Origin of the sequence: Duganella aceris (genome assembly GCF_011090165.1) — a bacterium.
GTDB classification, from domain to species: Bacteria; Pseudomonadota; Gammaproteobacteria; order Burkholderiales; family Burkholderiaceae_D; genus Rugamonas; species Rugamonas aceris.
Genome location: NZ_JAADJT010000005.1, coordinates 405909 through 432680, shown reverse-complemented (window position 1 = coordinate 432680; position 26772 = coordinate 405909). Strand labels below are relative to the sequence as shown.

At 66.4% G+C, this 26772-nt stretch carries 20 protein-coding genes; 2 read left to right on the top strand and 18 right to left on the bottom strand.

The window, feature by feature from the left end; all coding sequences use genetic code 11:
• Positions 1–2: 2 nt before the first annotated feature.
• The 4 genes from GW587_RS13655 to GW587_RS13640 are packed head-to-tail and all read right to left on the bottom strand — an operon-like array spanning position 3 to position 4732.
• Positions 3–1979 (bottom strand): LTA synthase family protein, encoded by a 1977-nt coding sequence (locus tag GW587_RS13655; protein WP_166103655.1) that lies wholly within the window; start codon positions 1977–1979, stop codon positions 3–5.
• The gene (locus GW587_RS13650) at positions 1976–2812 is read right to left on the bottom strand and encodes a hypothetical protein (protein WP_166103652.1); all 837 of its coding nucleotides are present in this window, start codon (positions 2810–2812) and stop codon (positions 1976–1978) included. The genes GW587_RS13655 and GW587_RS13650 overlap by 4 nt, the downstream gene beginning before the upstream one ends.
• A gap of 22 nt (positions 2813–2834) precedes the next feature.
• A complete protein-coding gene (locus GW587_RS13645) occupies positions 2835–3569 on the bottom strand; it encodes a hypothetical protein (protein WP_166103650.1) in 735 nt (244 codons plus the stop codon).
• Positions 3566–4732: a sialidase family protein gene (locus GW587_RS13640; RefSeq protein ID WP_166103648.1), complete on the bottom strand. Its 1167-nt coding sequence runs from the start codon at positions 4730–4732 to the stop codon at positions 3566–3568. Before GW587_RS13640 ends, GW587_RS13645 begins: the two co-directional genes overlap by 4 nt.
• A 188-nt stretch (positions 4733–4920) precedes the next feature.
• On the opposite strand from GW587_RS13640, the gene GW587_RS13635 reads away from it, so the two are divergent.
• On the top strand, positions 4921–5802 hold the full coding sequence (locus GW587_RS13635; RefSeq protein ID WP_166103646.1) for an ion transporter: 882 nt from the start codon (positions 4921–4923) through the stop codon (positions 5800–5802).
• Here GW587_RS13635 and GW587_RS13630 read toward each other — a convergent pair.
• The 3 genes from GW587_RS13630 to GW587_RS13620 all read right to left on the bottom strand — a co-directional run bounded on the left by GW587_RS13630 (position 5799) and on the right by GW587_RS13620 (position 12092).
• The gene (locus GW587_RS13630; RefSeq protein WP_371875589.1) at positions 5799–6362 is read right to left on the bottom strand and encodes a TadE family protein; all 564 of its coding nucleotides are present in this window, start codon (positions 6360–6362) and stop codon (positions 5799–5801) included. The genes GW587_RS13635 and GW587_RS13630 overlap by 4 nt on opposite strands.
• Before the next feature lie 17 nt (positions 6363–6379).
• Positions 6380–7846, bottom strand: coding sequence for a pilus assembly protein TadG-related protein (locus GW587_RS13625; protein ID WP_166103642.1), 1467 nt, complete (start codon positions 7844–7846; stop codon positions 6380–6382).
• A gap of 94 nt (positions 7847–7940) precedes the next feature.
• Positions 7941–12092: an ATP-binding protein gene (locus GW587_RS13620; protein ID WP_166103641.1), complete on the bottom strand. Its 4152-nt coding sequence runs from the start codon at positions 12090–12092 to the stop codon at positions 7941–7943.
• A 179-nt stretch (positions 12093–12271) separates the two neighbouring features.
• On the opposite strand from GW587_RS13620, the gene GW587_RS13615 reads away from it, so the two are divergent.
• Positions 12272–12463: a hypothetical protein gene (locus GW587_RS13615; RefSeq protein ID WP_166103639.1), complete on the top strand. Its 192-nt coding sequence runs from the start codon at positions 12272–12274 to the stop codon at positions 12461–12463.
• Positions 12464–12467: 4 nt separating this feature from the next.
• Here GW587_RS13615 and GW587_RS13610 read toward each other — a convergent pair whose 3' ends face one another.
• From GW587_RS13610 to GW587_RS13560, 11 genes are all read right to left on the bottom strand, one after another.
• A complete protein-coding gene (locus GW587_RS13610; RefSeq protein WP_166103636.1) occupies positions 12468–13412 on the bottom strand; it encodes an AEC family transporter in 945 nt (314 codons plus the stop codon).
• A 54-nt stretch (positions 13413–13466) separates the two neighbouring features.
• Positions 13467–13901: a DUF2177 family protein gene (locus tag GW587_RS13605; protein ID WP_207393475.1), complete on the bottom strand. Its 435-nt coding sequence runs from the start codon at positions 13899–13901 to the stop codon at positions 13467–13469.
• Positions 13902–13977: 76 nt separating this feature from the next.
• A complete protein-coding gene (locus GW587_RS13600) occupies positions 13978–14880 on the bottom strand; it encodes a c-type cytochrome (protein WP_166103633.1) in 903 nt (300 codons plus the stop codon).
• A gap of 137 nt (positions 14881–15017) precedes the next feature.
• Positions 15018–19499 carry a cadherin-like domain-containing protein gene (locus GW587_RS13595; RefSeq protein ID WP_166103631.1) on the bottom strand — a complete coding sequence of 1494 codons (4482 nt, stop codon included), beginning with the start codon at positions 19497–19499 and terminating at the stop codon, positions 15018–15020.
• A 39-nt stretch (positions 19500–19538) separates the two neighbouring features.
• Positions 19539–20126: a PEP-CTERM sorting domain-containing protein gene (locus GW587_RS13590; protein WP_166103628.1), complete on the bottom strand. Its 588-nt coding sequence runs from the start codon at positions 20124–20126 to the stop codon at positions 19539–19541.
• A gap of 298 nt (positions 20127–20424) precedes the next feature.
• Entirely contained in the window at positions 20425–21147 is a 723-nt protein-coding gene (locus GW587_RS13585; protein ID WP_166103625.1) for a class I SAM-dependent methyltransferase, read from the bottom strand.
• A gap of 7 nt (positions 21148–21154) precedes the next feature.
• Positions 21155–22162, bottom strand: a complete 1008-nt coding sequence (locus tag GW587_RS13580) for a TRAP transporter substrate-binding protein (protein ID WP_166103622.1) — start codon at positions 22160–22162, stop codon at positions 21155–21157.
• Positions 22163–22209: 47 nt separating this feature from the next.
• Entirely contained in the window at positions 22210–23037 is an 828-nt protein-coding gene (locus GW587_RS13575) for an HpcH/HpaI aldolase/citrate lyase family protein (RefSeq protein WP_371875588.1), read from the bottom strand.
• Positions 23034–24392: an MmgE/PrpD family protein gene (locus GW587_RS13570; protein ID WP_166103617.1), complete on the bottom strand. Its 1359-nt coding sequence runs from the start codon at positions 24390–24392 to the stop codon at positions 23034–23036. Before GW587_RS13570 ends, GW587_RS13575 begins: the two co-directional genes overlap by 4 nt.
• A gap of 25 nt (positions 24393–24417) precedes the next feature.
• Positions 24418–25596 (bottom strand): CaiB/BaiF CoA transferase family protein, encoded by a 1179-nt coding sequence (locus tag GW587_RS13565; RefSeq protein ID WP_166103614.1) that lies wholly within the window; start codon positions 25594–25596, stop codon positions 24418–24420.
• Between the two features lie 10 nt (positions 25597–25606).
• Positions 25607–26764, bottom strand: a complete 1158-nt coding sequence (locus tag GW587_RS13560) for an acyl-CoA dehydrogenase family protein (protein ID WP_166103610.1) — start codon at positions 26762–26764, stop codon at positions 25607–25609.
• Positions 26765–26772: the final 8 nt, after the last annotated feature.

Here is a 26772-nt window from a genome sequence, read left to right as displayed (position 1 = left end):
CTTCAACGTGGCAGTTTGTAGCGCTGCTCGCGGTACAGGATCGACGGCAGCAGCACGTGCGACATCGCCTTGTCCACCAGTACCGGGTCGGGGGCGACCGTGCTCGGCGTCATGACGCCGGTGGCGTAGTCGTAGTCGCCGCGCAGCGGTGTCTGGCCCGGACGCAGGATGGTGGCCGACGGTCCCTCCAGCCAGGCGAAGTAATTGTCGAACTGGATCAGCGCCCTGCCCGGCGTCTCGCTGTCGCGCGCCATGTCGCGGCCTATCATCGGATGCTCGCTCGACACGCCGATCAGCGACAGCAAGGTCGGCGCAAGATCGATCTGGCTGGCGATGGTCTGGATGCGCTTCGGCTGCACGTCGGCGCCCATGATCAGGCCAGGGATGTGGAACTTCTTGATCGGCACCAGGCTGTCGCCGTAGACGCGGTTGTCGTGGTCGGCGACGATCAGGAAGACCGTGTCCTTCCAGTAGGCTTCCTTCTTCGCCTGCGCGATGAAGCGGCCCAGCGCGTAGTCGGCGTATTTCACCGCGTTGTTGACGGTCTGCTTCGCGGTGTCGTGCAAGTCGATGCGGCCGTCCGGGAACTGGAACGGTTCATGGTTGGACGACGTGAAGATCAGGCTGAAGAACGGCTTCTTGGCGTCATGCAGCAGCTTGAGCCGCTCCAGCGATTTATCGAACAAGTCCTCGTCCGACGCGCCCCAGCTGCCTTCGAACACCGGCGTCATGTCGCGCCGGTCGACCACTTTCTGGAAGCCGTTACCGGTGAAGAAGCCGCGCATATTGTCGAAGTGCGCTTCGCCGCCGTAGACGAATTCGGTGTGATAACCCTGCTTGCCCAGTCCCAGCGCCAGCGTGTAGAAATTCTGCTGCGCCAGCGACAGCTTGACCACGCTGCGCGCCGGCGTCGGGCCGTAACCGGCGACCACCGCCTCGATGCCGCGCACCGAACGGGTGCCGGTGGCGTACAGCTGATCGAACCACCAGCCTTGGGTTTTCAGTTTCTCCAGCTCCGGCGTGACCGGCAAGCCGCCCAGCGATTCGACGAAGGTCGCGCCCAGGCTCTCTTCCAGCACGATGACCAGGTTGAGCGGCCGTTCACGCTGCATCGCCGCCACTTGCCTGTGCAAGGTCGGCAGCTCGGCCGAGGTGAACTCCAGGTCGCGCAGCCATGGCGCGCTCTTCACCGTCGGCACCACTTTGGCATGCGGGTACTTGCCGTAGATCTCGGACGAATTCGCCTCGTCGCTCATCGAGTTCAGCGCGGTCAGCACCGACCATGGCGAGTTGATGATCAGCGAATTGACCATCGAGTCGCCGGTCAGCGCGAACAGCGCCGGATTGGCCGGACGGTGCGACAGCGTCGAGCGGATCTGGAACGCCACCAGCAGCACCAGCAGCGGCCACACCAGCAGCATCTTCAGCGGACGCCAGACGGTCGCATGGGCCGAAGCGTCGCGCATCAGGCGGTAGATGACCACGCCCAGGAATATGGTGAAGCCGACGCCCAGCACCAGCGCGATGCGGAAGCCGTTCCACAAGGTGGCGATGACTTCGCTCGGATAGGACAGGTACTCGATGAACAAACGGTTCGGCCGCACGTCGAACTGCATGACGAACTGCGGCGTCGACAATTCCATGAAGACGATGAAGATCAGCGCGAACGTGGCCCAGCCGACCGAGATCGCCTTCCACAGCCGCTGCGTGCGCTGGTAAGCCAGCAACGGCGCCAGCACCAGCGGGATCACGATGAAGTAGCCGAGCAGGATCAAGTCGGCGCGCACGCCCTGGAGCATGACCTGTCCGACGATGCCGGTGGCCGACACGCGGCCCCACTGCCACGCCACCAGCCCGGCACGCGACAGCGACAACAGCACCAGCCCCACCAGCAGCAATTGCACCAGGCTGGCGTAGGGGCCGGCCCAGCGGGTCAGTTTATCCAGCGTGGCCGCGCCCTTCTTCAACATCTGGTTCATAGTTCAGCGCCGAAGCCTGGATGGGTGGCGATGTACTGCGGCGCGCCGGCGCCGGCGCTGAGGATCCAGGCGATGAACAACAGGTAGACCATCAGCATCACGAACAGCGTCGAGACGCGGCGCGCGTCGCCGGCCTGCTCGAACACCGGACGCTTGCCGTAGCCGACACCCATGAAGTAGGCCGCGAACACGGTGGTCATGTAATGCACGGCGCCGAACACTTCGCCCAGCTCGCCCTTGCGCGGATGGTCGATCGCCAGGTGCGACACCGCCACCAGCGCGACGTAGATCACCGACGGCAGCAGCGGCGGCAGATAACCGCCCAGCTTCTCGATAAAGGTGCGCACGCCGGGACGCTTCATCGCCACCAGCGGCAGGATGATGTTGTGCGTGATGCCGACGATGGCGATCAGCTTCAGCAGGATGTTCTTGTGCAGGCTGCCCTTGCCCAGCGCCAGATTGTGCAGATTGGTTTCGCCCTGGCGGTTGTTCTGCATGAAGTATTCCGGCGAGGCGATGTGCAGGATGCGCTGGAACCAGCTGATCTCTTCCAGCGCGGCCAGGCCGACCAGCAGCGACAGGCCGACGAAGGCCAGCAGTTGCAGATTGATCTTCGGCGTGCGCTGCCATTGTTCCACCGCGAGGAAGGCCAGCAGGCCGGAAGTCATGGCGAAGCACAGGAACTGCATCCATTCGACGATGCCATCCTCGACCAGCAAACGCCACAGCGCCGGCTGGTTCTTGGACCAGTACAGCGCCATCGCCATCACGAAGATATTGATGATGACCCCGATCGCGATCACCGGATGAACGTACCACTTCTTCGTTACCATGCTTACTCCCTTGCTTTATTTATTAAAGTTGTTTGTCGACGCCGGACGCGTGCACCGGCACCAGCTCCGCATCGGCCTCGGACGCGAACACCGGCGCCGGCTCCAGCAGCGGCGGCAGCGCGGCCAGCTTGCGCAGCGACTGGCGACGCGCGAAGGCGGCGATCGCCGACCCCGCCGCCCAGGCCCACAGCAACGGGTCGAGCAGCGCATCCCACAGGTTGCCGGTCGGCAGGCGCAGCAGCGAGAACAGCATCACGGCGATCAACAGCGCCCCGGCGCTGCCGGCGGCGCGGCCGCGCACGATGGCCACGGCGCAGGCGGCGGCCACGGCGCACGCCAGCAGCGGCGCGCCGACCGCGCTGAAGCCGCCGTAGTACCAGCCCAGCGCCAGTACGCCGAACGCGTCCAGATACAGCACCAGGCCGGCCAGCGTCAGCGCCAGCGCCAGGCCAGGACGCAAGGCGAAGCGCACCGGCTTGCCCTGCCAGCGGGTCCACAGCGAGACCATGCAGCAGCCCAGCAGCAGTCCGCTCGGATACTGGAACACCAGGATCAGCGAGTAGGCCGGCGACGCCGCGCCGGGCAGCGCCATCAGCGCCGCCATGGCGGCGACGGTGAGCGCGATGGTCCTGCGTCGCGGCGCCGGGATCAGCTTCGGCAACGCGACCGGCAGCAAGGCCAGCAGCACGGCGGCGGCGACCAGCGCCCACGCCAGCCGGCCGTAGATTATTTGCAGGGCCAGATCCGGCAAGCTCATATCGGGTCCTTCCCCAGATTGATTTTCAGGCGGTGGTGCGCGATGGCGCGCCGCTGATACGTATAAGTGATGTGCAGTTCGTCGCCGACCTGGAACATGGCCGGATACGAGAATTCGTCGCCGGGCTGGCCGTTGACGATGTCGGCCAGCTGGGTCCAGTTCTGGGCGTCGTTGGACAGCCACAGCGACAGCGAGCTGCGCTGCGTTTCGCGGGTATCGCCATGGTTGCGCAGCATCACCAGACTGCCGCTGCTCAGGCGCAGCACGGCCAGCGAGGTGCCCTGGTTGGACATCGAACTCGCGCCCAGGTCTTCCCAGCTCTGGCCGCCGTCGCGGCTGACCGCCTGCTGGATGCGCTTGTCGGCGCCGTTGTCGCGCATCCAGGCCCGCACCTCGGTGGCCGAGACCGGCACAAGCGTCGGCTGCAAGGAGCGCTTGCGCGAACCGATGCGCGCCAGGCGTTGCGGCTCGCCCTGGGCGTTGAACGACATCAGCATCGGATATTTATAGCCGATTTCGAAATAGATCGGCAGCCACCAGCCGCCGTCGGCCAGGCCGACCGGCGCCGCGCGCACCAGCACGCTGGTATTGAACACGGGGGACATCGGCAGCAGACGGCGCACCTGGAAACTGGCGCCCTCGTCGTGCGACTCCATCTGCACCACGCGCGACGCGGCCCAGCCGCCGAGCCCGGTCGCCACCACGTACAGGTGGACCGTGCCGTCGGCGGCGGTCCAGGCCACCGGGTTGCCGATGCGGCGCACGCCGTGGCCCAGCACCTTGCCCAGCGACTCGCGGCTGGCCACCTCCCATTGCTCGCTCCACTTGCCTTCGGACCAGCGGGACGCGTACACCTTGACGTCCGGACCACTCTCGCGGCTGCCGGCCCACCAGAAGGCGATCAGGTCGCCGTGCGGCAGGCTGGCCAGCGCGCTGGCGTGCGCCGACGGCACGCCTTTCGGCATCGGGATCATGGCGCGGGAAAGTTCGGTCAGGCTGATGGCCGGCGGCGTGGCCGTATCGACCTGGGCAGGCGCGTCGGTGTGCCGCGCGGTGCGCGACCAGCGCCACGTTTCCGTGGCCGCCATGGCCAGCACGGCAAAAATACATGCCAACACGACCAGGCTGACTGGCCGCTGCAACTGTGGGCGCGAAGCTCCCATTCCGTCTCCAAGAGATCGGGACATGAAGGACGCGAACTCCGTGATCCTTTGCCCTAGAATTAACTACCCGTCCTAAAAGCGGACGAAGCCGGTATCCTACAGGAAAATCTCGCTCCACATCATATAAATTGTTTATACGCCCGGCAGAATTGCCATCGGCTAAAAATTATCTTTCGGATAAGGTCACCATGAAAACACCCCAAGCCCAGCCGGCGCCCGCCACGCGCTCCGCCGATCCGCATCAACGCTTCGGCAAGCCGGAACACGGCTGGCGCGCCGGCCTGTACGCGATCATCTTCGAATCCGACACGCCGACCGGGCGCGCCTTCGACCTGGCGCTGATCGCCGCCATCCTGCTCAGCGTGCTGGTGGTGGTGCTGGCCACGGTACAGCCGATCGCGGCGGCCTACGGCGACTGGCTGCTGATCGCGGAATGGTGCTTCACCGCGCTGTTCACCATCGAATACATCGCGCGCTGCCTGTGCGTGCGGCGGCCGGACGTGTATGCGCGCAGTTTCTTCGGCGTCATCGACCTGATGTCGATCCTGCCCAGCTGGCTGTCGCTGTTCATCCCCGGCGCCCACGTGGTGCTGGGCGTGCGTATCCTGCGCCTGCTGCGCATCTTCCGCATCCTTAAGCTGACCTTGTACATCCAGGAATACGGCATGCTGGGCGACGCGCTGCTGGCCAGCCGCCGCAAGATCTTCATCTTCCTGTCGGTGGTGATGCTGATCGTGTTCCTGCTGGGGACGGTGATGTACGTGGTTGAAGGCCCGGCGCACGGCTACACCAGCATTCCCACCGCCGTCTATTGGGCGATCTCGACGATGACGACGGTGGGCTTCGGCGACCTGGTGCCGAAGACCGACATCGGCCGCGCCATCGCTTCGTTCATGATGCTGCTCGGCTGGGGCATCCTGGCGGTCCCGACCGGCATCATCAGTTCCGAGATCGCGCACCAGCGCGGCCGGCAGCTATGGTCGTCGCGCACCTGCACGCGCTGCATGACGCAGGGCCACGAGGACACCGCGCGCTTCTGCAAGCAATGCGGGGAACCCCTGCCGATCTAGGGACATGGCGCCTGGCCGGCCGCCCCCAGCGTTTCGGCGCTGGTGACGACGGTGGCCTTCGGCAGGTTGAAGCGCATGCCGAGGAAGGAAAACAGCGGCTGGTACGGCACGCCGTTGCAGGCCTCCGGCACCGCCGGATCGCAGACCCGCGCCCGCACCAGCCGGATGCAGCTGTCGCCGTAGGGATCGGCCATGCAGGCGATCCGGTTGTTGGCCGGGCACGACGGCAGCGCCGGTGTCGGAATCGGCGTCGGCGTCACGCCGCCGGCATTCGACAGCGCGAGGTAATCGATGCGGATATGCGCGTCCGTTACCGGCGCGCCAAGCAACAGGCCGCCGGCCGAGTCGCGCAATACCGCTTGCCGCCGCACCTGGTCGAGCGCCGCCGCGTCGCGGAAATCGACCTGCGCCGCCAGCGCGGCGGCGCGCTGTGTCGCCACCTGCAAGGTGTTGTACAGGTAGATCAGCCGCGCCAGTTCCAGCACCGCGCAGGCCATGGTCAGGAACAGCACCAGCACCAGCCCGAACTCGGCGGTCAACGCTCCGGTTTGTCGCGACACGGTCTGTCTCCCCGGCGTCATCGATACAGCTCGATCGGCCCGCCCAGCGCTTGCTCGGGCACCACGCCGCCGAACTCGGCGTACAGGCTGGTCGCGGTGGCGGGCACGGTCATCAGGAATTTGCCGACCGCGAGCACGGTCGCCGTCGTGGTCGCGCCGGGGCTCACCGGGCAGGACAACAAGGCGACGTTCAATACGCGCCGGTTGGCGACGCCGCGATGCGCGAGCGGTGGCGGAAGCAGATTGGTGCCCGCCTTGTACGGCGTCGAGCCGCCGCCGGGATAGCCGGCCGTGGCCGCCGGCGCGCCCGGCGCATACAGGGTGCTCCAGGCGCCGGGCGCGAAGCTCGCGTAGCCGGCGGCCGGCTCCGCAACGCCGGCCACATATGACGCATACGGCACCGCCCTGGCGTAGGCCCACAGCGGCCCGTACATCGCGGCGGTGGTGCCGGCCGGCGCGGGCCAGGGATCGGCGACGGTCAGCAGCTTGCCGCCGCCCGCCAGCGGTTTCGCCGCCTGCCGGTCGGGCGCCGTCGCCATCCACGGCGCGCCGCCATTGAAGGCATAGGAACGAATATTGGCGTCGGGCGGCGCGGTGGCGTAGCTGCATAGCGCGTCGTCGTATTGGTCGAAGCGCGAGTTGAGTTGCTTGTACAGCGACGCCAGCGGGAACGGCCGGCCGACGGTGATCGCGCCGCCGGACACGCTCGGGATCGCGAGCTGGCCGGTGCACGCGTAGGGGCCGACGAAGGCGGCTGCGGTATCGGCCGCCGATCCGGGCGTGCCGGCTGGCGCAAAGGGATCGATGACGAAGTTCTCGGGTGCGACGCCGTTGGGATTGAGTTGCATCAGATCGTAGCCGACGCCACGGCGGAAGCCGTACTCCACCAGCTCGGTATTAGCCGGCGGGCCGGGATTGGCGCGCGGCGCGGCGGCGGTGTTCGACAGCGCGCACAGCGCCAGCGGCGCGACGTCGATACCTGAGCGCCCCGCCACCGCCTTGACGGCGATGTCGGTCGAGGTCAGCGCGGCGGAGATGGCGCGCATGAACACCAGGTCCAGCGTGCCCATCGCCGCGCCCAGCCTGGCGGTGTCGACCTGGACGTACAGCAGGCCGGCCGGGGCGTCGTGCGCGGCCGCAGCGTCGATCCAGCCGCCGTTGGGCGAGGCGCCGAACGATAGCGCGTCCCGGTTCCAGGCGATCTTGCGTTGGTTGTATTGGTAGGTCAGCTCGTTGACCGCGTCGCTGGCCTTGGTCGCGGCGGCGTCGATGCCGGAGGCCGTGCCGTTCAGCTGTGCGGCGGCGGCCACTGCCGCGACATTGGCGACCGCCTGCAGTTCGGATCGGCGGTTATACACACGTCCCAGATCCAACGCCAGGCCGATGAAGGCGAGCAGCCCGCCGACCATCAGCGCGAACACGATAGCGATGGCGCCCGTCTGCCTCGTCCGCCGACGCCCTGCTGCATTTGCGCGTTTGCCCATGTCTCTCGCCCCACGATCGCCGATGGCCGAGAGGCGATTGTAGGCCGGCAAGATCTGGCCAGAGTTGACTTACGACAATAACGCTTGCGCGACGCTAGCCCTCGGCGGCGATCCGGGTCAGCACGTCGCGGACGTGGTCGAAGTCGACCGGCTTGGTCAAGTGCAGGTCGAAGCCGGCCGCGCTGGAGCGTTGCTTGTCTGCGTCGGTGCCCCAGCCTGTCAGCGCGATGATTTTCGCCTGCGCCATGCCGTCGATCTTGCGCAGCGCCAGCGCGGCGTCGAAGCCGCTCATGTCAGGCAGGCCGATATCGAGGAACACGACGCGCGGCAGGAGCTCGGCGCCGCGGCTCAGCGCGGCGGTGCCGCTGTGCGCCACGCTGACCTGGTGGCCGTAGAACTCCAGCAGCGCGGCCAGCGTCTCGGCGGCGTCGACATTGTCGTCCACCACCAGCACGTTGAGACCTTGCGCCGCCCCATCGCCGCCCGCCGACTGCCGATCAGGCAAGGCCGGCGACGCCACTGACGACGGCGTCCCGGCCGCCGCCGCCGGCTGTCCGGGCAACGGCAGCCACACGGTGAAGCGACTGCCCTGGCCGATGCCGGCGCTGTGCGCCGCCACCCGCCCGCCGTGCAGTTGCACCAGCTGCTGCACCAGATGCAAGCCCACGCCCAAGCCGCCTTGCGCCAGCAACTCCGCGCCCTGCGCCTGCGCGTACATGTCGAACACCGACGCCAGGAAATGCGGCGCGATGCCGACCCCGTTGTCCGACACCGAGATGACCGCCTCGCCACCCTCGACCACCGCCGCCACCTCGATACGCCCACCAGGCGGCGTATATTTGGCCGCGTTGTTGATCAAGTTGCTCAGCACCTGCGCGATGCGGTGACGGTCGGCATACAACGCAACCGGCGCCGCCGGCAGATCCAGCAACAGACGATGCCCGGCGCCGTCGAGCAGCGGCGTGCTGATCTCGACCGCATCGGTCACCACCTCGGCCAAGGTCACGCCGTCGCACCGGAGCGCCACCTTGCCCTCCGCCAGCCGCGCCGTATCCAACAGATCGTCCACCAGATGCACCATATGATCCACCTGGCGCCGCATCATGCCCTGCAAATCCACGGTCGACGCCGTCTTCCCGCCGGCCGCCATCAGCTCCAGCCCGGCGCGGATCGGCGCCAGCGGATTGCGCAACTCGTGCGCCAGCGTAAACAGGAACTCGCTCTGCAAGCGATTGCGCTCGGTCACCGCGCTCGCCAGCCGTTGCAACTCCAGCTCGGCGTGTTTGTGCGTGCTGACGTCGACACTGATGCCGTCGAACAGCACCGGCAGCCCATGCTCATCGACGTCGCACCAGCCGACCATGCGCAGCCAGCGCGGCGCGGCGGCCGAAGCGGCATCGCCGGCGACGCGGAACTCGGCCTCCAACGGTGTACCCTCGCGCAGCGAGCGCGCGACGCCGGCCGCCAGCCGTTCGCGGTCATCGCCATGCACCGCCGCCAGCCACTGCGCCACAGTCATGTTGTGGCGCCCCGGCAGGCCCAGATGTTCCGCCGTCTGCGGATTGATGCGCAAGGAATCGAACGGCGCATCGGCATGCCAGACGCCGACATCGCCCGCGCTCGACACCCGCTCGAAACGGTCCTGCAACACCTTGCGCGCGTGGATGTCGATCACCGTGCCGACGAAGCCGGCCGGACGACCCTGCTCGTCGAAGCGCGGCATGCCGGCATCGATGCACCAGTGATACACGCCGTCGTGCCGCCGCAGCCGGAAGTCCGCCGAGTACGGCGCATGCGCCGCGCTGGCCGCCGCGAACGCTGCGCTCACGCGCTCGACATCGTCGGGATGCACGTTCTCCAGCCAGCCCACGCCCAGATCCTGTTGCGACGTGCGCCCCGTGAAGTCGTACCAGCGCTGGCTCAGATAGGTGGTCTGGGCGTCGGCGTCGGTGGTCCACAGGATCACCGGCGAGGCATCGATCAGGGTGTGGAAGTAGGCTTCCTGCCGCGCCGCTTCCTGCCGCTGTTGACTGCGTTCGCGCGCCAGCATCACCTGGCGCAGCACCCGCGCCAGCAACTCGCTGGTGGAGAACGGCTTGACCAGGTAATCGTCGGCGCCGGCCCGCAAGCCCTCGACCTTGGCCTCCTCGCCGGCGCGCGCCGACAGCAGGATCACCGGCAAGTGCCGCAGCGGCTCGTGGGCGCGGATGCGAGCGATCAGACCGAAACCGTCCAGCCGAGGCATCATCACATCGCTCAGCAGCAGGTCGGGCGGATCGCGCAGCAGGATCTCGAAGGCCGCCTCGCCGTCGGCGCACACCATCACATCGGCATGTGCGTCCAGCAGCGACTTCAGATAGGCGCGCATATCGTTGTTGTCGTCGGCGATCAGGATGCGCGGACGCTCCAGATCCGGCATCGCCGGTTCGCCGTTCGCGGCCGGCGGACGCGCGGGCGCGGCCTTGCCCTCGTCCACGTCCGGCAGCCAGCGCAAGGCTTCCTCTACGAAGGCGGCGCCGGTGCGCGCGGTATCCGGCGCGATGTCGGCGCCGTCCGCCGACGGCGTGACGATGCGCTCGCCCGGCAAGTGCGCCAGGCCGAACGGCAGGTCGACATCGAAGCGGGTGCCCTCGCCGACCACGCTGTGCACCGCGATGGCGCCGCCGTGCAGCCGCACCAGCTCCTGGATCAGCGCCAGGCCGATACCGCTGCCCTCGTAGGTGCGGCCCTGCGCGCCCTCGATGCGATGGAATCGCTCGAAGGTGCGCGGCAGCTCCTCGGGCGGAATGCCGCCGCCGGTGTCGCTGACCGACAGCCGCGCCATGCCCGCATGCTCGCGCAAGGTCAGCGTGACGCCGCCGGCCAGCGTGAACTTGAAGGCGTTCGACAACAGATTGAAGACGATTTTCTCCCACATGTCGCGATCCACGTACACCGGCTGCGGCAGAGGCGGCAGGTCCAGCGTGTAGCTCAGGCCGCCCTTGGCCATGGCCGATTCGAACACCCCGGCCAGCTCGGTGGTGACGTGGGCCAGGTCAAGCGGCTGATAGCTGGCCTGCACCCGGCCGGCCTCGATGCGCGAGAAATCCAGCAGCGAGTTGACCAGCTTGAGCAGGCGCAGCGCGTTGCGGTGCGTGGTCTCGATGCGCCGCCGCTGCTCCGGCGCCAGGCCGTCGTTGGCCAGCGCGTCGTCCAGCGGACCGAGGATCAGCGTCAACGGCGTGCGGAATTCGTGCGACACGTTGGAGAAAAACGCGGTCTTGGCGCGGTCGATGTGCGCCAGTTCCTCGGCGCGCCGCTGCTCCTGCTCGTAGGCGGTGACATTGCCGACGGCGGTGTTGAGCGCTGCGTTCAGCAAGGCGTAAAAGTTATGGTAGTCGGCATCGAGCGCGCGGCAGGCGCTGACGCCGGCGACCAGGAATCCGAACACATCCTGCTGCCCCGGCAGCGTCAAGGGCATCACCAGCGCCGAGCGCGGCTGCTCCTCGTAGGGACCGCAGCGCTGATCGCCGAAGCGCTGTTCCAAGCCATCGACCTGTTGCGCCTTGCCGGTCGCCGCCACCTGGGCGAACGGCCAACAGGCGTCGTCGAGCGCGGATACGACTGGCGCCAGCGCATGGCCGGCGGCGATGCCGGCGTGGCCGCGCAGGTGCAGCTGGCCGCTGTCGGCGTCGCGCTGGTAAAACAGCAGGAACGGCACATCGAGCGACATCTGGTCGAATTGCGCAGCCAGGTCGCGGCCGATGTCCTCGACGGTGCGCGCGTCGCCCAGGCCGGTGCTCAGGTCGCGCAGGCTTTGCGAGCGGCGCGCGTTCAGCACCTGACCGGTGGCCTCGGTGATCGGATGGAAGATGCCGCCCACCTCGCCCGACTCGGCGCGGATCGGCGAAAACGAAAACGTCATGAACGCTTCTTCCAGATACCCGTCGCGGTCAAGGAACATCTGCTGATTGTGGATGTAGGTGCCCTCGCCCTCCAGCGCGCGGTCGAACTTCGCCCCGACCACCGGCAAGGCGGTGGCCCAGCAGACCTTGAACGGCTCGCCCATCGCCTCCGGATGCTTGCCGCCGCAGATCGGACGGTAGGCATCGTTATAGATCTGGATGTGTTCCGGACCCCACGCCACCAGGATCGGGAAGGTCGACGACAGGCACAGGCTGACCGAGGTGCGCAGACTCTGCGGCCACGACTCCAGCGGCCCCAGCGGCGTGCGCGACCAGTCGATGGTTGCGATCAGGGCCCCCATTTCGCCGCCGCCGGCCAGCCAGTTGAGATCAGAGGAAGGAACGACAGGCACTAGGGAGGGCATACGTTTCGAGGGTAACGGCAAGGATAGTCATTCTAAACGATATCAAAAGTCAACAACGCGCCATATATCTTGATTTTGATATAAGGTTTGCGGTCTGACCATGTGCAGGAGTTAAAATGGACGAGAACAAGCGCAAAAACACTTTATTGAGTTCGGCGGTCGAGCACGGCATTTGGCTGTCGATGTCACAAGGCAGCGCCGTCGCCTGGGCTTACATGCAGGCCTACCACGTACCGCTCGACGCGATCCGCCGCGTACTGGCCTATCCCGAGGCCCGCAGGCAACGGCCGGTGGAATTCATGCGCTAGCCGCTCAACGCACCAGCCACATCCAGGTGCTCAGCGTGAAGAACGATGTCATCATACAGATCAGTAAAGCGGTGGCGCTGCGATCCGCCTCACCATAGGCCTGCGCCAGAATCGGATAAATGCTGAGCATCGGCATCGCCGCCATCAGCAGCGCTGCGGCACGCAGTTGCGGCGCCATCGGCGCGACGCCCAGCAGCGGCAGCAGGGAAATCAACAGCAGCACCGCCAGCGGATGGCCGACCAGCTTGCCCGCCACCAGCGGCATCACCCGCTGCCAGCCGCCGCCGATCGGCAGACCGAACAGCGTTCCGCCGATGACGAACAGCGACAAACCGCCGCTGGCCTGCGAGAACAAGGTCACGGTGCGCAGCACCGGTTGCGGCAGCGCCAGTTCCGCCAGGCTGACCGCCAGCCCGGCCGTGACCGCCAGCACCAACGGATTGCGCGTCAGCCGCTTCAGCGTTTGCCACAGCACCTGCCGCCACGGACCGGCGCCGTCCCTGGTATGCTCCGCCATCGCCAGCAACAGCGGCAACATCACCAGATTCTCGACGATCACATTCAACGCCAGCGCCACGCCGGCCACCGGCGCCACCATCAGCAACAGGATCGGAAAGCCGATGAAGCTGCTGTTGGAGCAGGACATGCCCATCGCCAGGAAGATGCTGCGGATCCGGCTCAGCCCCGCCAGATGGCGGCCGGCCAGGTAGGCCGTCGTCAGCATCAGCAGCGATCCGCCGAGATAGGCCAGCAGATAGGCCGGATGCAATACCTCGCGGATATGGCGTTGCGCCAGCGCGTTGAAGATCAGCGCCGGCAGCGCCAGGTTCAGCACGAACTTGCCGAACACCCGCATGTCCGGTTTGTCGAACAGGCCGAAGCGCGTGCTCAGATAGCCCATCAGGACAATGATGTAGATCGGGCTGGTGATGGCGAGGATATCGAGCATGGGCTCGCATGCTAGCACGCGGTCATGCGGCGCGGCAAATCGCCGCCTCAAATCTCAACCCCAGCGGTTGGCGGCGAACCAGCCCGCCGTCGCCGCCGCGCCGGACAGCAGCGTGCCCCAGGCGATGTCGGCCAGCGTCAGGCCCAGCGGCCACACCTTGAGGATGGAATAATTGGTCAGGTCGTAAGTGGCGTAGGCGATCAATCCCAGCACCGCGCCGTTCAACGCCGCCGTCTGCCAGCTCAGCGCCCGCAGTCCCGGCGCCACCGCCAGGAACACCGTGCCGGCCGCGAACAGCAGATAGAACAGCACCGCCGACGCGATGCGCGGCTGGCTCAGCATCAGGTCGCCCAAAGTGTTCTTGTAGGCCGGGGCCATGTAGAGGCCGATCCACAGCGCGTCCAGGGCCAACATCGACAGCAGCGTGCCGCTATAGGCGAGCAGCCATTGCTGCACACTGAGCGTGGAGTCGGCGACGGGTGCGAGCATGGGGTTTCCTTGGCGTGGAATGATGGGACCCCGATATTAGCTCAGCCGTGCCGGATTCGGCGCGCCGATCGCGGCTTCAGCGCGTACCGGCGTCGCGCGGCGGCACTGTTTTCAGAAAAAGATACAAGGCGTCGACATCGGTATCGTTCATTTCCCGCAGCGATTCGAAGGGCATGGCGCGGTTGACGGCGCTGCCGTCCGGCCGCAGCCCGGTGCGCAGCATGGCGCGGAACGGCGCCACCGTCGGATAATTCGGCATGACGCTGCCCTTGCCGGGCGTCAGATTGGCCGCCGCCGGCCACTGCGGCGGGCCGCCGGGCACCTTGCCGCCGCCCAGGCCCGGGCCGTGGCAGCCGATGCAGGTGTTGGCCACATACGCGCCGTGCGCCGGCGACACGCCAGCCTCGACCGGCGCGCTGGACGCCAGGCGGTGGTCGATCTTCTGCGCCGCGTCGCGCACCACGCCATAGCCGTAGAGCACGTTGAGCGGCAGTGGAAAGCGCAAGATCGCCGGCTTGCCCGCGACCGCCGGCAGTTGCTGCACGTAGCGGATCAAGCCGGCGGTGTCGATATCGCTGAGGCGGTTGTAATCCTCGCTGGGCATCACCAGCACCGGCCGGCCGTCGGGCTTGACGCCATGGCGCAGCGTGCGCACCCAGTCGCGCGTGGTGTAGCGCCGCACCGCGCTGTTCTCGCCCGGCGTGATATTTGCCCCGACCACCAGCATGCCGCCGCTGTCGATGACCACGCGGCCGCCGCCATTGGCGCCGTGACATTCGAGGCAACCACGGGTGCGGTACAGGTAGGCCCCCTGCTCGATCCGGCCCTGGGCCAGGTCGATATCCAGCGACGCCATCTCGACGTCGATGCGTCGGCCCTTTTTGTGTGTGCTCAGCAATTCGCCGACCGCGACCACGCCGCCCGCCAGCACCACGACGCCGGCCAAGGTCCACAGCGATCGTTTAGCGTATCGATGCATCTCCGCTCCCGTTTCAGGTATGCCGTATCCAGGCGTACCAACATACTACGAAAGCCGGATCGATCAACGCGCCTCGGCGTGCTGGCTATGCGTTTTGGCAAAATAACGCGTGAAATCCTGCGGCGATGGAATCGACCTTAGAAAATAACGTCGGCGTGCGGTGGCGGCGCTCCGATCAGGATCGCCTTGGCGACGTCAAAGCCGACACCGCCCGATGCGGCCGTATTCAGCTTGCCGTCCTGGTCATACGCCAGGTGTGAGTGGGTGAACGCCTTGTAGACGAGATCCACGCTGTTGCCGGCGTCGCTCTGGTTGGACACATCGACCACAAAGGCATCTGTGAAGATGTATTCGTCGACCAGCGTCGGCTTGCCGCCGTTGCCGCTGGCCGCGTAGGCTTCCACTTCCACCGTTTTGAACGCCGTGCCCAGAATTTCATTGTTCAGCATCGCCGTCATCAGCTTGCTGATGCCCAGCCCCAGGCTGAGCTCCGACGGCACCGCCTTGCCCACGCTGGCCCCGGTGCCCTTGAGGAAACTCGTGTCGGCCGCGTAGTCCAGCGCGAAACTGCTGAGCGCGACCCAGGCGCCGCCGGCATCCCTGCCGTCATTGGTCAACACCCGCACGTAATATTCCAGCGGCGTGTCGCTGTCCACCGTCGGCGTCGGGTGCGACAGATCATGCGTGTCGACCGGAATTGTCGCATCGGACGGCGACGTGGTCATTTTGGGGATGCTCCAGCCGACCGACGCCACGCTGATCGGCAAGCCGTTCGCGCCCAGCGGCGAGACGCCCTGGACGATCTCCTTGTACACCACGCTCAGCGTGGTCTGTGTCGCGCCGTCCTCGCCGGCGGCGGTTTTCACCGCCGTGACGTAGGCGTCGCTCAGCGCGTACTGCTGCACCAGTTTCAGTCCGTTTGCCGTGCTGACGTAAGAGACCACGTCCACGTTGTCGATCTTCTTGCCCTGCAATATCGCGCTGGTGAAGTCGGTGGCGGCCCGTCCGTCGCCCAGCGTCAGCGTGAACTCGTCCGGAGTGGGCTTGCCCACCGCCGCGCCCGAGCCCTTGAGATTGCTGTGCTCGGCCTCGGCGCCGATCGTGTAGCCGTCGATCTCCACCCATTGGTCCAGCCCGGACGTGGTGTAGTGCAGATAGTGCTTGAGCTCGGCGCCCTGCTCCACGCTCGGCGGCGCCGTCACACCGGCCGCGTCCGCGACCGCGCCCGTGACGGCAACGGCCTTCATTTCCGCCTTCGCCACATCGTAGCCCACGCCGCCCGAAGCGGCCGTATTCAACTTGCCATCCTGGTCATACACCAGGTGCGAGTGCGTGAACGCCTTGTAGACCAGCTGGACGCTGTTGCCGGCGTCGCTCTGATTGGACACATCGACCACAAAGGCGTCGTTGAAGATGTATTCGTCGACCAGCGCCGGCTTGCCGCCGTTGCCGCTGGACGCGTAGGCTTCCACTTCCACCGTTTTGAACGCCGTGCCCACAATTTCATTGTTCAGCATCGCCGTCATCAGCTTGCTGATGCCCAGCCCCAGGCTGAGCTCCGACGGCACCGCCTTGCCCACGCTGGCCCCGGTGCCCTTGAGGAAACTCGTGTCGGCCGCGTAGTCCAACGCGAAACTGCTGAGCGCGACCCAGCCGCCGCCGGCATCCCTGCCGTCATTGGTCAACACCCGCACGTAATATTCCAGCGGCGTGTCGCTGTCCACCGTCGGCGTCGGGTGCGACAGATCATGCGTGTCGACCGGAATTGTCGCATCGGACGGCGACGTGGTCATTTTGGGGATGCTCCAGCCGACCGACGCCACGCTGATCGGCAAGCCGTTCGCGCCCAGCGGCGAGACGCCCTGGACGATCTCCTTGTACACCACGCTCAGCGTGGTCTGTGTCGCGCCGTCCTCGCCGGCGGCGGTTTTCACCGCCGTGACGTAGGCGTCGCTCAGCGCGTACTGCTGCACCAGTTTCAGTCCGTTTGCCGTGCTGACGTAAGAGACCACGTCCACGTTGTCGATCTTCTTGCCCTGCAATATCGCGCTGGTGAAGTCGGTGGCGGCCCGTCCGTCGCCCAGCGTCAGCGTGAACGCGTCCGGAGTGGGCTTGCCCACCGCCGCGCCCGAGCCCTTGAGATTGCTGTGCTCGGCCTCGGCGCCGATCGTATAGCCGTCGATCTCGACCCATTGGTCCAGCCCGGACGTGGTGTAGTGCAGATAGTGCTTGAGCTCGGCGCCCTGCTCCACGCTCGGCGGCGCCGTCGCACCGGCCGCGGCCGCGACCGCGCCCGTGACGGCAACGGCCTTCATTTCCGCCTTCGCCACATCGTAGCCCACGCCGCCCGAAGCGGCCGTATTCAACTTGCCATCCGCGTCATACACCAGGTGCGAGTGGGTGAACGCCTTGTAGACCAGCTGGACGCTGTTGTCGGCATCGCTCTGGTTGGACACATCGACCACAAAGGCGTCGTTGAAGATGTATTCGTCGACCAGCGCCGGCTTGCCGCCGTTGCCGCCGGACGCGTAGGCTTCCACTTCCACCGTTTTGAACGCCGTGCCCAGAATTTCATTGTTCAGCATCGCCGTCATCAGCTTGCTGATGCCCAGCCCCAGACTGAGCTCCGACGGCACCGCCTTGCCCACGCTGGCCCCGGTGCCCTTGAGGAAACTCGTGTCGGCCGCGTAGTCCAGCGCGAAACTGCTGAGCGCGACCCAGCCGCCGCCGGCATCCCTGCCGTCATTGGTCAACACCCGCACGTAATATTCCAGCGGCGTGTCGCTGTCCACCGTCGGCGTCGGGTGCGACAGATCATGCGTGTCGACCGGAATTGTCGCATCGGACGGCGACGTGGTCATTTTGGGGATGCTCCAGCCGACCGACGCCACGCTGATCGGCAAGCCGTTCGCGCCCAGCGGCGAGACGCCCTGGACGATCTCCTTGTACACCACGCTCAGCGTGGTCTGTGTCGCGCCGTCCTCGCCGGCGGCGGTTTTCACCGCCGTGACGTAGGCGTCGCTCAGCGCGTACTGCTGCACCAGTTTCAGTCCGTTTGCCGTGCTGACGTAAGAGACCACGTCCACGTTGTCGATCTTCTTGCCCTGCAATATCGCGCTGGTGAAGTCGGTGGCGGCCCGTCCGTCGCCCAGCGTCAGCGTGAACTCGTCCGGAGTGGGCTTGCCCACCGCCGCGCCCGAGCCCTTGAGATTGCTGTGCTCGGCCTCGGCGCCGATCGTATAGCCGTCGATCTCCACCCATTGATCCAGCCCGGACGTGGTGTAGTGCAGATAGTGCTTGAGCTCGGCGCCCTGCTCCACGCTCAGCGCCCGGTTGGAGGGAGTCGCTTCGTCGCGCCCCTGAACCGCGACATTCACATGCGCAGTGCTGGTGCCGCCGTGGCCGTCGGAGATGGTGTAGTCGAAACCGTCCACCCGCGCGGCGCCACTTGCCAGCGCCTGCAGCGCAGCCGAGCCTGTCGGATTGTAGGTGAAGTCGCCGTTGGCCTTGAGGGTGACGCTGGCGCCGAGGGCGGTGGTGAAGCTGCCGGACGACGTCACCACCAACTGGTCGCCATCGACATCGGTGTCTCGGCCAGCGCCATTCAGGACGTTGCCGGCCACTGCGGTGTCTTCATCGGTGGCGACGGAGTCGTTCACCGCCACCGGCGCGTGATTGACGTGGTTGATCGTCAGGTTGACCACGGTGACGTCGGACAAATCCTTACCGTTGCTGGCGCGGTAGCTGAACGAATCCTGCCCGGAGTACAGCGCGTTCGGCTGGTAGCTGAATGTGCCGTCGGCATTGAAGGTCAGCGTGCCGTGCGCCGCGCCGGTCTCCAGCACGGCTGTCAGCGGTGCCTGGTTGGCGTCCTTGTCGTTGGCCAGCACGCTGCCGAAGATGGCCGACGGCGCATCCTCGTTCAAGGCGTAGCTGTCGGCCGTGGCGGCCGGGCGCGCCAGCGCGAAGCTGACCGAGTGCACCAGGAAATCGCTGCCGTGTTTGGTGCCGCTGGTGTAGCTGTCGCTGCCAAAGCCGCCGCTACCGTCGCCGTAGCCGCCGAACGAGAAGCTACCGTCGCCGCGCTGTGCGCCGGCGCTGATCTCGACCGAGCGGAAAGCCAGCGCGGAGTTGATCAGCACCAGCTGGTTGCCGCTGGTGCCGCTGGCATAGGCGAACGATTCGCCGACCTGCCTGCCATCGGCGTCGAACAGGCGGATGCGCGCACCCTCGGCATAGCCGGTGCCGTCGTCGTTGGCGTAGAACGACGACAGGTTGATCGACACCGATTGCGCCGCTTCGGCCAGGCTGAAGCGCAGCGCTTCCTTGCCGTCGATTTCCTGCTTGACGGTGCCGGTGGCGGACGACTGGCCGCTGACACCCAGGTCGCCGCGATAAATGTCGCCGCCGGCCAGTGTGGACGCCAGCAGGTCGGTGTACTTCACCGCCGACCACGCTTCCGCAGCGTTGGTCGCATCGGCTTTTTGCGTCGTCGTCACGCCGGTCACCGACCAGGCGTTGACCCACTGGCCGCCGGCGCCGGTCTGGGTGGCGGGCGCATCGCCGAGGGCGAGGATGCGGGCGAAAGGATCAACGGCAGGGTTGGCGGCTACGGACATGGCGGGTTCCAATCAAAAGCGGGCGAAGGCGGAGTTGGTTCAAGCCAGGCGGCGGCGCAGCAAGAGCGCGCCCAGGCCGAGCGCCAGCATCAGCACCGTCGACGGCTCGGGAACAGAAGGAATGGTTGGCGGCACTTCGCTGACCGCGACGTCGTCCAGCAGCCAGAAGTTTTCGTCGTGCTTGAAGCTGAACGCCAGCACGGTCGACGACGACGTGGCGGTGAACGCTTGCTGGAACTTGGTGTAGCTGGTGGCGGTCTTGTCTTGCACGTCGAGCAGCTTGGCGCCGTCGATCAGTATCTCGAAGCTGTTGACGGTGTCGATGTTGTTGACGCTGCCGCCCAGGTTGGACAGCCAGAACGACACGGTGTAGGCATGGCCGGCCACGGTGGCCAGGCTTTGCGACAGCGTGGCCGCAGCGTCGGTTTGGCCGAAGAATGCGGAGAAGTCGCCGGTATGAGGGTTGTCGCCAGCGACCACGTTATAGTCCTGGTCGCCGACCAGCGACCAGCCGGTGAAGTCGCCGGCTTCGAAACCGCCGTTGACGACGGTTGGCGCAGCCTGTGCCGTCAAAGCGGCGCACAGCAGCGCGCCAACGCACAACGATTGCTGGACAAATCGATTCATGACACCACCCCTGAAGTTGTTAAAATTATCTTAGTGGCGGATTATGTCATTTAAATTGGCATTATTGAATCTTTATTTGTGGGTTTGATAATGAAATTGACGACAAATACAACATTCGTGGCCGCCTGCGACGGTGGTGCCCTCTTGCTCAGCGCTTTCAGCTCCTGAACGCGCCCTTCTGCTCGCGACGTCTTCAGCAGCACGCCGTCCGGCAGCATATTCACACTGAGCTTGTCCTCCGCGATTCCAGAGTTGATGAAGCGCCACTATGATCATCGTTTTCCGAAGGGGCGATCGCCTACCCTGTAGGGCGGCGCAGCAAATCGACCCGGAACGGCGCTTCGAACGCGGCGCCCTGCTCCGTCATGTGGGCGTCGAAGCGTTCGCGCACCTGCCGGTGCAGCGCAGCAGACAAATGGTGCTCGGTGTGCGTGACGCCGATGACGGCGCGTTCGAATTCGTCGAAGCTGCGGTAGCGTACCGGCGCCAGGAAGAAGGTTTGCCCGACCAGCTCGAAGCAGCGGGCATCGACGGCGCGCACGGTGGCGTCGAACGCGGCCTGGCGCACCGCCTGTTCGTCATGGAACAGGCGCAGGATCTCGTTGTAGTCGCCGCCGAAGATCGGTTCCGAGATGTACAACAGGCCGCCCGGCTTGAGGACCCGCCGCATCTCGGCGAAGGCCTGGTCCAGCAGTGCCATCGGCACGTGGTGGAGTGACTTGAACAGGAACACGGCGTCGACGCTGGCGTCGGTGGCCGGTATCGCCTCCGCGCCGCCGAGGCCGAAGCTGACGCCGGGCAAATCGTCCAGCAGCAGATTCAGTGCGTGCTGGCGGGTGTCGACCTCCAGCGCGGTGATGGCGTCGAACTTTCCGCTGCGCAGCAGCGCACGCGTCTGCCGCGCCGTGCCGCAGCCCAGCTCCAGCGCCCGTGCCGAGAGCGGCAGAGGCAAGGCAGCGATCAGCTCGCGCTCGTCGCGCAGCGGTCCCGGATCTTCGCCGGGCGACGTCGCGATCTTCATGCCGGGCTTATTTTGCGGCGACCGGCACGGCCGTGGCTTTCTCGATCGCGGCGATGGTGTCCTTGCCGAGTCGTGCCGCCATTTCCTTGCGTACCGGCAGCAGCGCCGCGCGCCATTGTTCTTTCTCGGCCGGCGTCAGCGTGTAGATGGTGGTCTTGCCGGCCTTGCGGATGCCTTCCATCGCCTGGTCGTTCTCCTCCTGCGCGATCTGGTTGGAGTACTTGGTGGCTTCCTTCATCGCGCCTTCCAGCTGGCCGCGCACGTCCGGCGGCAGGCTGTCCCAGAACTTCTTGTTGACGATGACGGCGTAGCCGATGTAGCCGTGGTCGGAGACCGTCAGGTGCTTCTGCACTTCATGCATCTTCTGCGTGTACAGGTTGGAGGGCGTGTTCTCGACGCCGTCCACCACGCCGGTCTGCAGCGACTGGTAGACCTCGGAGAACGCCAGCACCTGCGGGTTGGCGCCCAGCGCGCGCATCTGCGCGTCCAGCACCTTGGACGACTGGATGCGCATCTTCAGGCCCTTGAAATCGGACACGGCGCGCAGCGGCTTGTTGGCGGTCATCTCCTTGAAGCCGTTGTCCCAGTAGGCCAGGCCCTTGATGCCTTTCGGCTCCAGCCTGGCCATCAGCTCTTTGCCGACCGGGCCTTCGGTGACGCGGTACAGCGCGGCCTTGTCGGGGAAGATGAACGGCAGGTCGAATACTTCGAATTCCTTGACGCCGAGCGGGCCGAACTTGGCCAGCGATGGCGCCAGCATCTGCACCGCGCCCAGTTGCAGCGCTTCCAGTTCTTCCTTGTCCTTGTAGAGCTGGCTGTTCGGGTACAGCTCGACTTTGACGCGGCCGTTGGTGGCTTTCTCCGCCAGCTCCTTGAAGCGCTGGGCGCCCTTGCCTTTCGGCGTGTCGTTGGCGACCACGTGGCTGAACTTGATGACGATGGGGTTTTGGGCGAACGCGCCGCCGCAGGCGAAGGCGGCGGCCAGGACCAGGATTTTCAGGTGTTTGGTTTTCATGCTTGTCTCCGTTGGCTGTGTTTTTTAGTGGTGTGCTGGTTGCTTGCTCAGGCCAAGCCTCTGCGGGCGGCTTCGGCCATCATTTGCCGGGCGATCAGGATCACCGGCAGGTCGATCATCTTGCCGTCGAGGGCGACGGCGGCGCCGCCGGATGCTTTGGCGGCGGCCTCGACGCGCAGCGCCCAGGCCATTTCTTCCTTGCTGGGCGCCCAGGCGGTGTTGACCAAGGGCACTTGCCGGGGGTGGATGCACAGCTTGCCGCCGAAGCCGAGGCCGCGCGCGTGTCTGGCGTCGTCGCGGACCAGCGCGGCGCCGGCTTCGTCCAGGGCGGTGGTCACGCCGTCGACGGGGGCTTGCAGGCCGGCGACGCGCGATACCTGCACCAGTTGCGAGCGGGTGTAGAGCAAGGCTTCGCGGCTTTCGGTGATGCCGGCGTCGAGGCTGAAGTCGATGGCGCCGAAGATCAGGCGCAGGACTTTGGGCGCGCGCGCCAGCGCGACGGCGTTCCACAGGCCTTGGGCGCTTTCAATCAGCGGCAGGATGGATGGCGCGCCGGCGTCGGCCAGCGCGGCCAGGTCTTGTTCGCGCTCGGCTTTGGGCAGGACGATGCCGGCCACGCCGGGGTGGCCGCACAGGGCCAGGTCGGCGGCGAACCAGGCGCTGTCGGCGGCGTTGATGCGGATGTAGACCGGGTGGTCCGCCGAGAGCCAGGCCCCCAGCGCCTGCCGGGCCTTGGACTTGTCGGCGGCTGGCACCGCGTCTTCCAGATCGACGATGACGGCGTCGGCGCCGGCCGCATGGGCTTTGTCGAAGCGCTCCGGCCGGTTGCCCGGCACGAAAAGGTAGGATCGGGCGACGGCGCTCATCGCGGTCATCCTAGCAGCTTGCCGACGACCGGCAGCTCGGCGATGTTCCAGATGCGCGGGAACAGCGCCAGCATCTCTGCTTCACTGGCGGCGTCGCCGAACTGGGCCAGGCGCAGGGCTTTCTGCTCCAGCTCGTCGCGCGAGAGGGTGTTGCCGGGATCGCCCTTCGGCTCGTCGACGCGGCCGCTGAAGGTGCGGCCGTCGACGGTTTCCACCGTCACCTTGCCGATCCAACGTGCCGGATAGGCGGTGTTGACCTCGTCGTCGAGCACCATCTCCACCTTGCCGCGAAACTGGGCGACGCGGCCATCGTTGTACGAACCTTCGAATTCCTTCAGCCCCGCCGTGCCGAACTGCGCGATCAAGCCCAACACCGTGCCCATCGAGAACTTGGCCTGGTGCACCGTCTGCGGATTAACCACCGGCCCCAGCACATCGATCGCGCCCTGGTGAACATGGGTGACAACGCGCGCGATCTCCTCCGGCCGCAACTTCTGCTCGGTCACAACCTTCAACAGCGCATCGGCCGCCGGATGCGTATGCCGGCACGAGGAATGGAACTTGAACGACGTCTCGGCCAAGGCCCACCGCTCGCCCAGCCGGTCGGTCAGCTTGGCCGGATCGGCGTCGCTGGACATGCCGGCCGCCATGCCTTGCGGCCCTTCCAGAATATGGCGCGCGCCGGTGAAGCCTTCGTTCGCCAGATAGGCCGACATCAGCCCGTCGGCCGCCGCCTTGGCGGTGTGCAACTGCTTGGAATCGGCCGCGTCGCGCAGGAATTCCCATAGGCCGGCGGCCTGCGTCCCGGCAGAGCCGAACGCATGCAACATCCGCTCCGGCGACAACTTCAGCAGATGCCCGGCAGCGGCAGCGGCGGCCACCGTGCCGGCGGTGCCGGTGGTGTGGAAGATCCGGTAATGCGATCGCCCGAGGAACTCGCCGACGCGGATGCCGACCTCGTAACCGGCCACCGTCGCGCTCAGCAAATCCTTGCCGCTGGCGCCGATCGATTGCGCGATCGCCAGCACCACCGGAAACACCACCGCTGCCGGATGAAACACCGAACCGTTATGCACATCGTCCTGCTCGGCGAAGTGCGACGACGCGGCATTGACCATGGCCGCGAACATCGGACTGGTGCCGCGCCGCGAGACCAGCACCTCGCACGCGCCCTCCTGCGGCCCCATCTGCCGCGCATACCACTCGATGGTGCGCACCGGCCGCCCGCTCTTGCCTGCCAGCGCCGAGCCGATCCAGTCCAGCAGCAAGTCCTCGGTGCGGCGCAACACCGGCGCCGGGATGTCTTCGAAGCGCAATTCAGCGGCGAAAGTGGCCAGCGCGGCGCTCGGATGGTCGTGGGTCATATCGTGGTCTCCTGTTTATTATTTACTACACCGCGCGCTGTTCGCGCAGCGCGGCGATGGCGTCGCCGCCGTAGCCCAGTTCGGCGAGGATCGCGTCGGTGTGCTGGCCCAGCGCGGGCACGGCGTCCATGCGCGGCGTGTAGGTGTCCGGCACGCCGGGCGGCAGCAGCGCCGGCATGGCGCCGGCCGGCGTGTCGATCTCGACCCAGCGTTCGCGCGCCTTCAGCTGCGGGTGATTCCACAGATCGTGCATATCGTTCAGATGCGCGTTGGCGATCTGCGCCTGATCCAGCCGCGCGATGACCTGCTCGGCGCTCAGCCCCGCGAACTCGGCGACAATGATGGCGCGCAGCTCGGCGCGCGCCACGGTGCGGGTCGAATTCGAATCGAAGCGCGGATCCTTGGCCAACTCCGGCTTGCCCAGCACCTTGGCGCAGAAAACCTCCCACTCGCGCTCGTTCTGCAAGCCCAGCATGACCACCTTGCCGTCGCCGGCCGGGAACGGGCCGTACGGATAGATGGTAGCGTGGGCGGCGCCGGCGCGCGGCGGCGGCTCGGCGCCGTCGATGGCGTAGTACAGCGGGAAGCTCATCCACTCGACCATGCTCTCCAGCATGGAGACGTCGATGTGGCTGCCCTTGCCGCTGCGGCCGCGCTGGATCAGCGCCGCCAGGATATTGGTGTAGGCATACATGCCGGCCGCGATGTCCGAGATCGAGCAGCCGGCCTTGGCCGGTTCGTCCGGGCTGCCGGTGACCGACAGGAAGCCCGCCTCGCTCTGGATCAGCAGGTCGTAGGCTTTCTTGTCGCGGTACGGGCCGTCGGCGCCGTAGCCGGAAATGTCGCAGACGATCAGGCGCGGATAGCGTTCGCGCAGCACCGTATATGACAAGCCGAGCCGCGCGGCCGCGCCCGGCGCCAGGTTTTGCACCAGCACGTCGGCGCCGTCGAGCAGCTTGTCGAGGATTGCGCTCGCCTCGTCGTGCTTGACATCCAACGTCAGGCTTTCTTTTGAGCGGTTGGTCCAGATGAAGTGCGACGCCATGCCGCGCGCGCGCTTGTCGTAGGCGCGGGCGAAATCGCCGACGCCGGGCCGCTCGACCTTGATGACGCGCGCGCCCAGGTCGGCCAGCTGGCGGGTGCAGAACGGCGCGGCGATCGCGTGTTCCAGGGTGACAACGGTGATGCCGTCCAATGGTCGCATGCCGGCCTCCTCAGAATGAACGTGGCATGCCAAGCACGTGCTCGGCGACGTAGGACAGGATCAGGTTGGTGGAGATCGGCGCCACCTGATACAGCCGCGTCTCGCGGAACTTGCGCTCGACGTCGTATTCGCAGGCGAAGCCGAAGCCGCCGTGGAATTGCAGGCAGGCATTGGCCGCTTCCCAGGATGCGTCGGCGGCCAGCATCTTGGCCATGTTGGCCTGGGTGCCGCAGGGCTGGTGCGCGTCGAACAGCTCGCAGGCCTTGTAGCGCATCAGGTTGGCCGCCTCCAGGTTGACGTAGGCCTTGGCGATCGGGAACTGCACGCCCTGGTTCTGGCCGATCGGGCGGCCGAACACCACCCGCTCGTTGACGTACTTGGTGACCTTGTCGATGAACCAGTAGCCGTCGCCGATGCACTCGGCGGCGATCAGCGTGCGCTCGGCGTTCAGGCCGTCGAGGATGTACTTGAAACCCTTGCCCTCCTCGCCGATCAGGTTCTCGACCGGGATTTCCAGGTTCTCGAAAAACAGTTCGTTGGTCTCGTGGTTGACCATGTTGAGGATGGGCTGCACCGTCAGGCCTTTGCCGATGGCCTCGCGCAGGTCGACGATGAAAATCGACATACCCTCGGATTTCTTGGTGACCTCGGCCAGCGGTGTGGTGCGCGCCAGCAGGATCATCAGGTCGGAGTGCTGGACGCGCGAGATCCACACTTTCTGCCCGTTGACCACGTAGCGGTCGCCCTTGCGCACGGCGGTGGTGGTGATCTTGGTGGTGTCGGTGCCGGTGGTCGGTTCAGTGACGGCCATCGATTGCAACCGCAGCGCGCCGCTGGCGATCTGCGGCAGGTACAGTTGCTTCTGCGCTTCCGAGCCGTGGCGCAGCACCGTGCCCATGTTGTACATCTGGCCGTGGCAGGCGCCGGAATTGCCGCCGGCGCGGTTGATCTCTTCCATGATGACCGAGGCTTCGGTCAGGCCCAGGCCGGAGCCGCCATACTCTTGCGGAATCAGCGCAGCCAGCCAGCCGGCCTGCGTCAGCGCATCGACGAACTTGGCGGGATAGCCGCGCTCCTCGTCGATCTTGCGGAAGTATTCGGCGGGGAACTCGGCGCACAGAGCGCGCACGGCGTCGCGGATGTCTTCATAGGAATTTTGGTCGGTCATGCTTGTCT

Bases quoted from the DNA above. Each gene is read 5' to 3' on its own strand.
- GW587_RS13655 (WP_166103655.1), bottom strand. From the start codon at position 1,979: ATGAACCAGATGTTGAAGAAGGGCGCGGCCACGCTGGATAAACTGACC.
- GW587_RS13650 (WP_166103652.1), bottom strand. From the start codon at position 2,812: ATGGTAACGAAGAAGTGGTACGTTCATCCGGTGATCGCGATCGGGGTC.
- GW587_RS13645 (WP_166103650.1), bottom strand. From the start codon at position 3,569: ATGAGCTTGCCGGATCTGGCCCTGCAAATAATCTACGGCCGGCTGGCG.
- GW587_RS13640 (WP_166103648.1), bottom strand. From the start codon at position 4,732: ATGGGAGCTTCGCGCCCACAGTTGCAGCGGCCAGTCAGCCTGGTCGTG.
- GW587_RS13635 (WP_166103646.1), top strand. From the start codon at position 4,921: ATGAAAACACCCCAAGCCCAGCCGGCGCCCGCCACGCGCTCCGCCGAT.
- GW587_RS13625 (WP_166103642.1), bottom strand. From the start codon at position 7,846: ATGGGCAAACGCGCAAATGCAGCAGGGCGTCGGCGGACGAGGCAGACG.
- GW587_RS13620 (WP_166103641.1), bottom strand. From the start codon at position 12,092: ATGGGGGCCCTGATCGCAACCATCGACTGGTCGCGCACGCCGCTGGGG.
- GW587_RS13615 (WP_166103639.1), top strand. From the start codon at position 12,272: ATGGACGAGAACAAGCGCAAAAACACTTTATTGAGTTCGGCGGTCGAG.
- GW587_RS13610 (WP_166103636.1), bottom strand. From the start codon at position 13,412: ATGCTCGATATCCTCGCCATCACCAGCCCGATCTACATCATTGTCCTG.
- GW587_RS13605 (WP_207393475.1), bottom strand. From the start codon at position 13,901: ATGCTCGCACCCGTCGCCGACTCCACGCTCAGTGTGCAGCAATGGCTG.
- GW587_RS13600 (WP_166103633.1), bottom strand. From the start codon at position 14,880: ATGCATCGATACGCTAAACGATCGCTGTGGACCTTGGCCGGCGTCGTG.
- GW587_RS13595 (WP_166103631.1), bottom strand. From the start codon at position 19,499: ATGTCCGTAGCCGCCAACCCTGCCGTTGATCCTTTCGCCCGCATCCTC.
- GW587_RS13590 (WP_166103628.1), bottom strand. From the start codon at position 20,126: ATGAATCGATTTGTCCAGCAATCGTTGTGCGTTGGCGCGCTGCTGTGC.
- GW587_RS13585 (WP_166103625.1), bottom strand. From the start codon at position 21,147: ATGAAGATCGCGACGTCGCCCGGCGAAGATCCGGGACCGCTGCGCGAC.
- GW587_RS13580 (WP_166103622.1), bottom strand. From the start codon at position 22,162: ATGAAAACCAAACACCTGAAAATCCTGGTCCTGGCCGCCGCCTTCGCC.
- GW587_RS13575 (WP_371875588.1), bottom strand. From the start codon at position 23,037: ATGACCGCGATGAGCGCCGTCGCCCGATCCTACCTTTTCGTGCCGGGC.
- GW587_RS13570 (WP_166103617.1), bottom strand. From the start codon at position 24,392: ATGACCCACGACCATCCGAGCGCCGCGCTGGCCACTTTCGCCGCTGAA.
- GW587_RS13565 (WP_166103614.1), bottom strand. From the start codon at position 25,596: ATGCGACCATTGGACGGCATCACCGTTGTCACCCTGGAACACGCGATC.
- GW587_RS13560 (WP_166103610.1), bottom strand. From the start codon at position 26,764: ATGACCGACCAAAATTCCTATGAAGACATCCGCGACGCCGTGCGCGCT.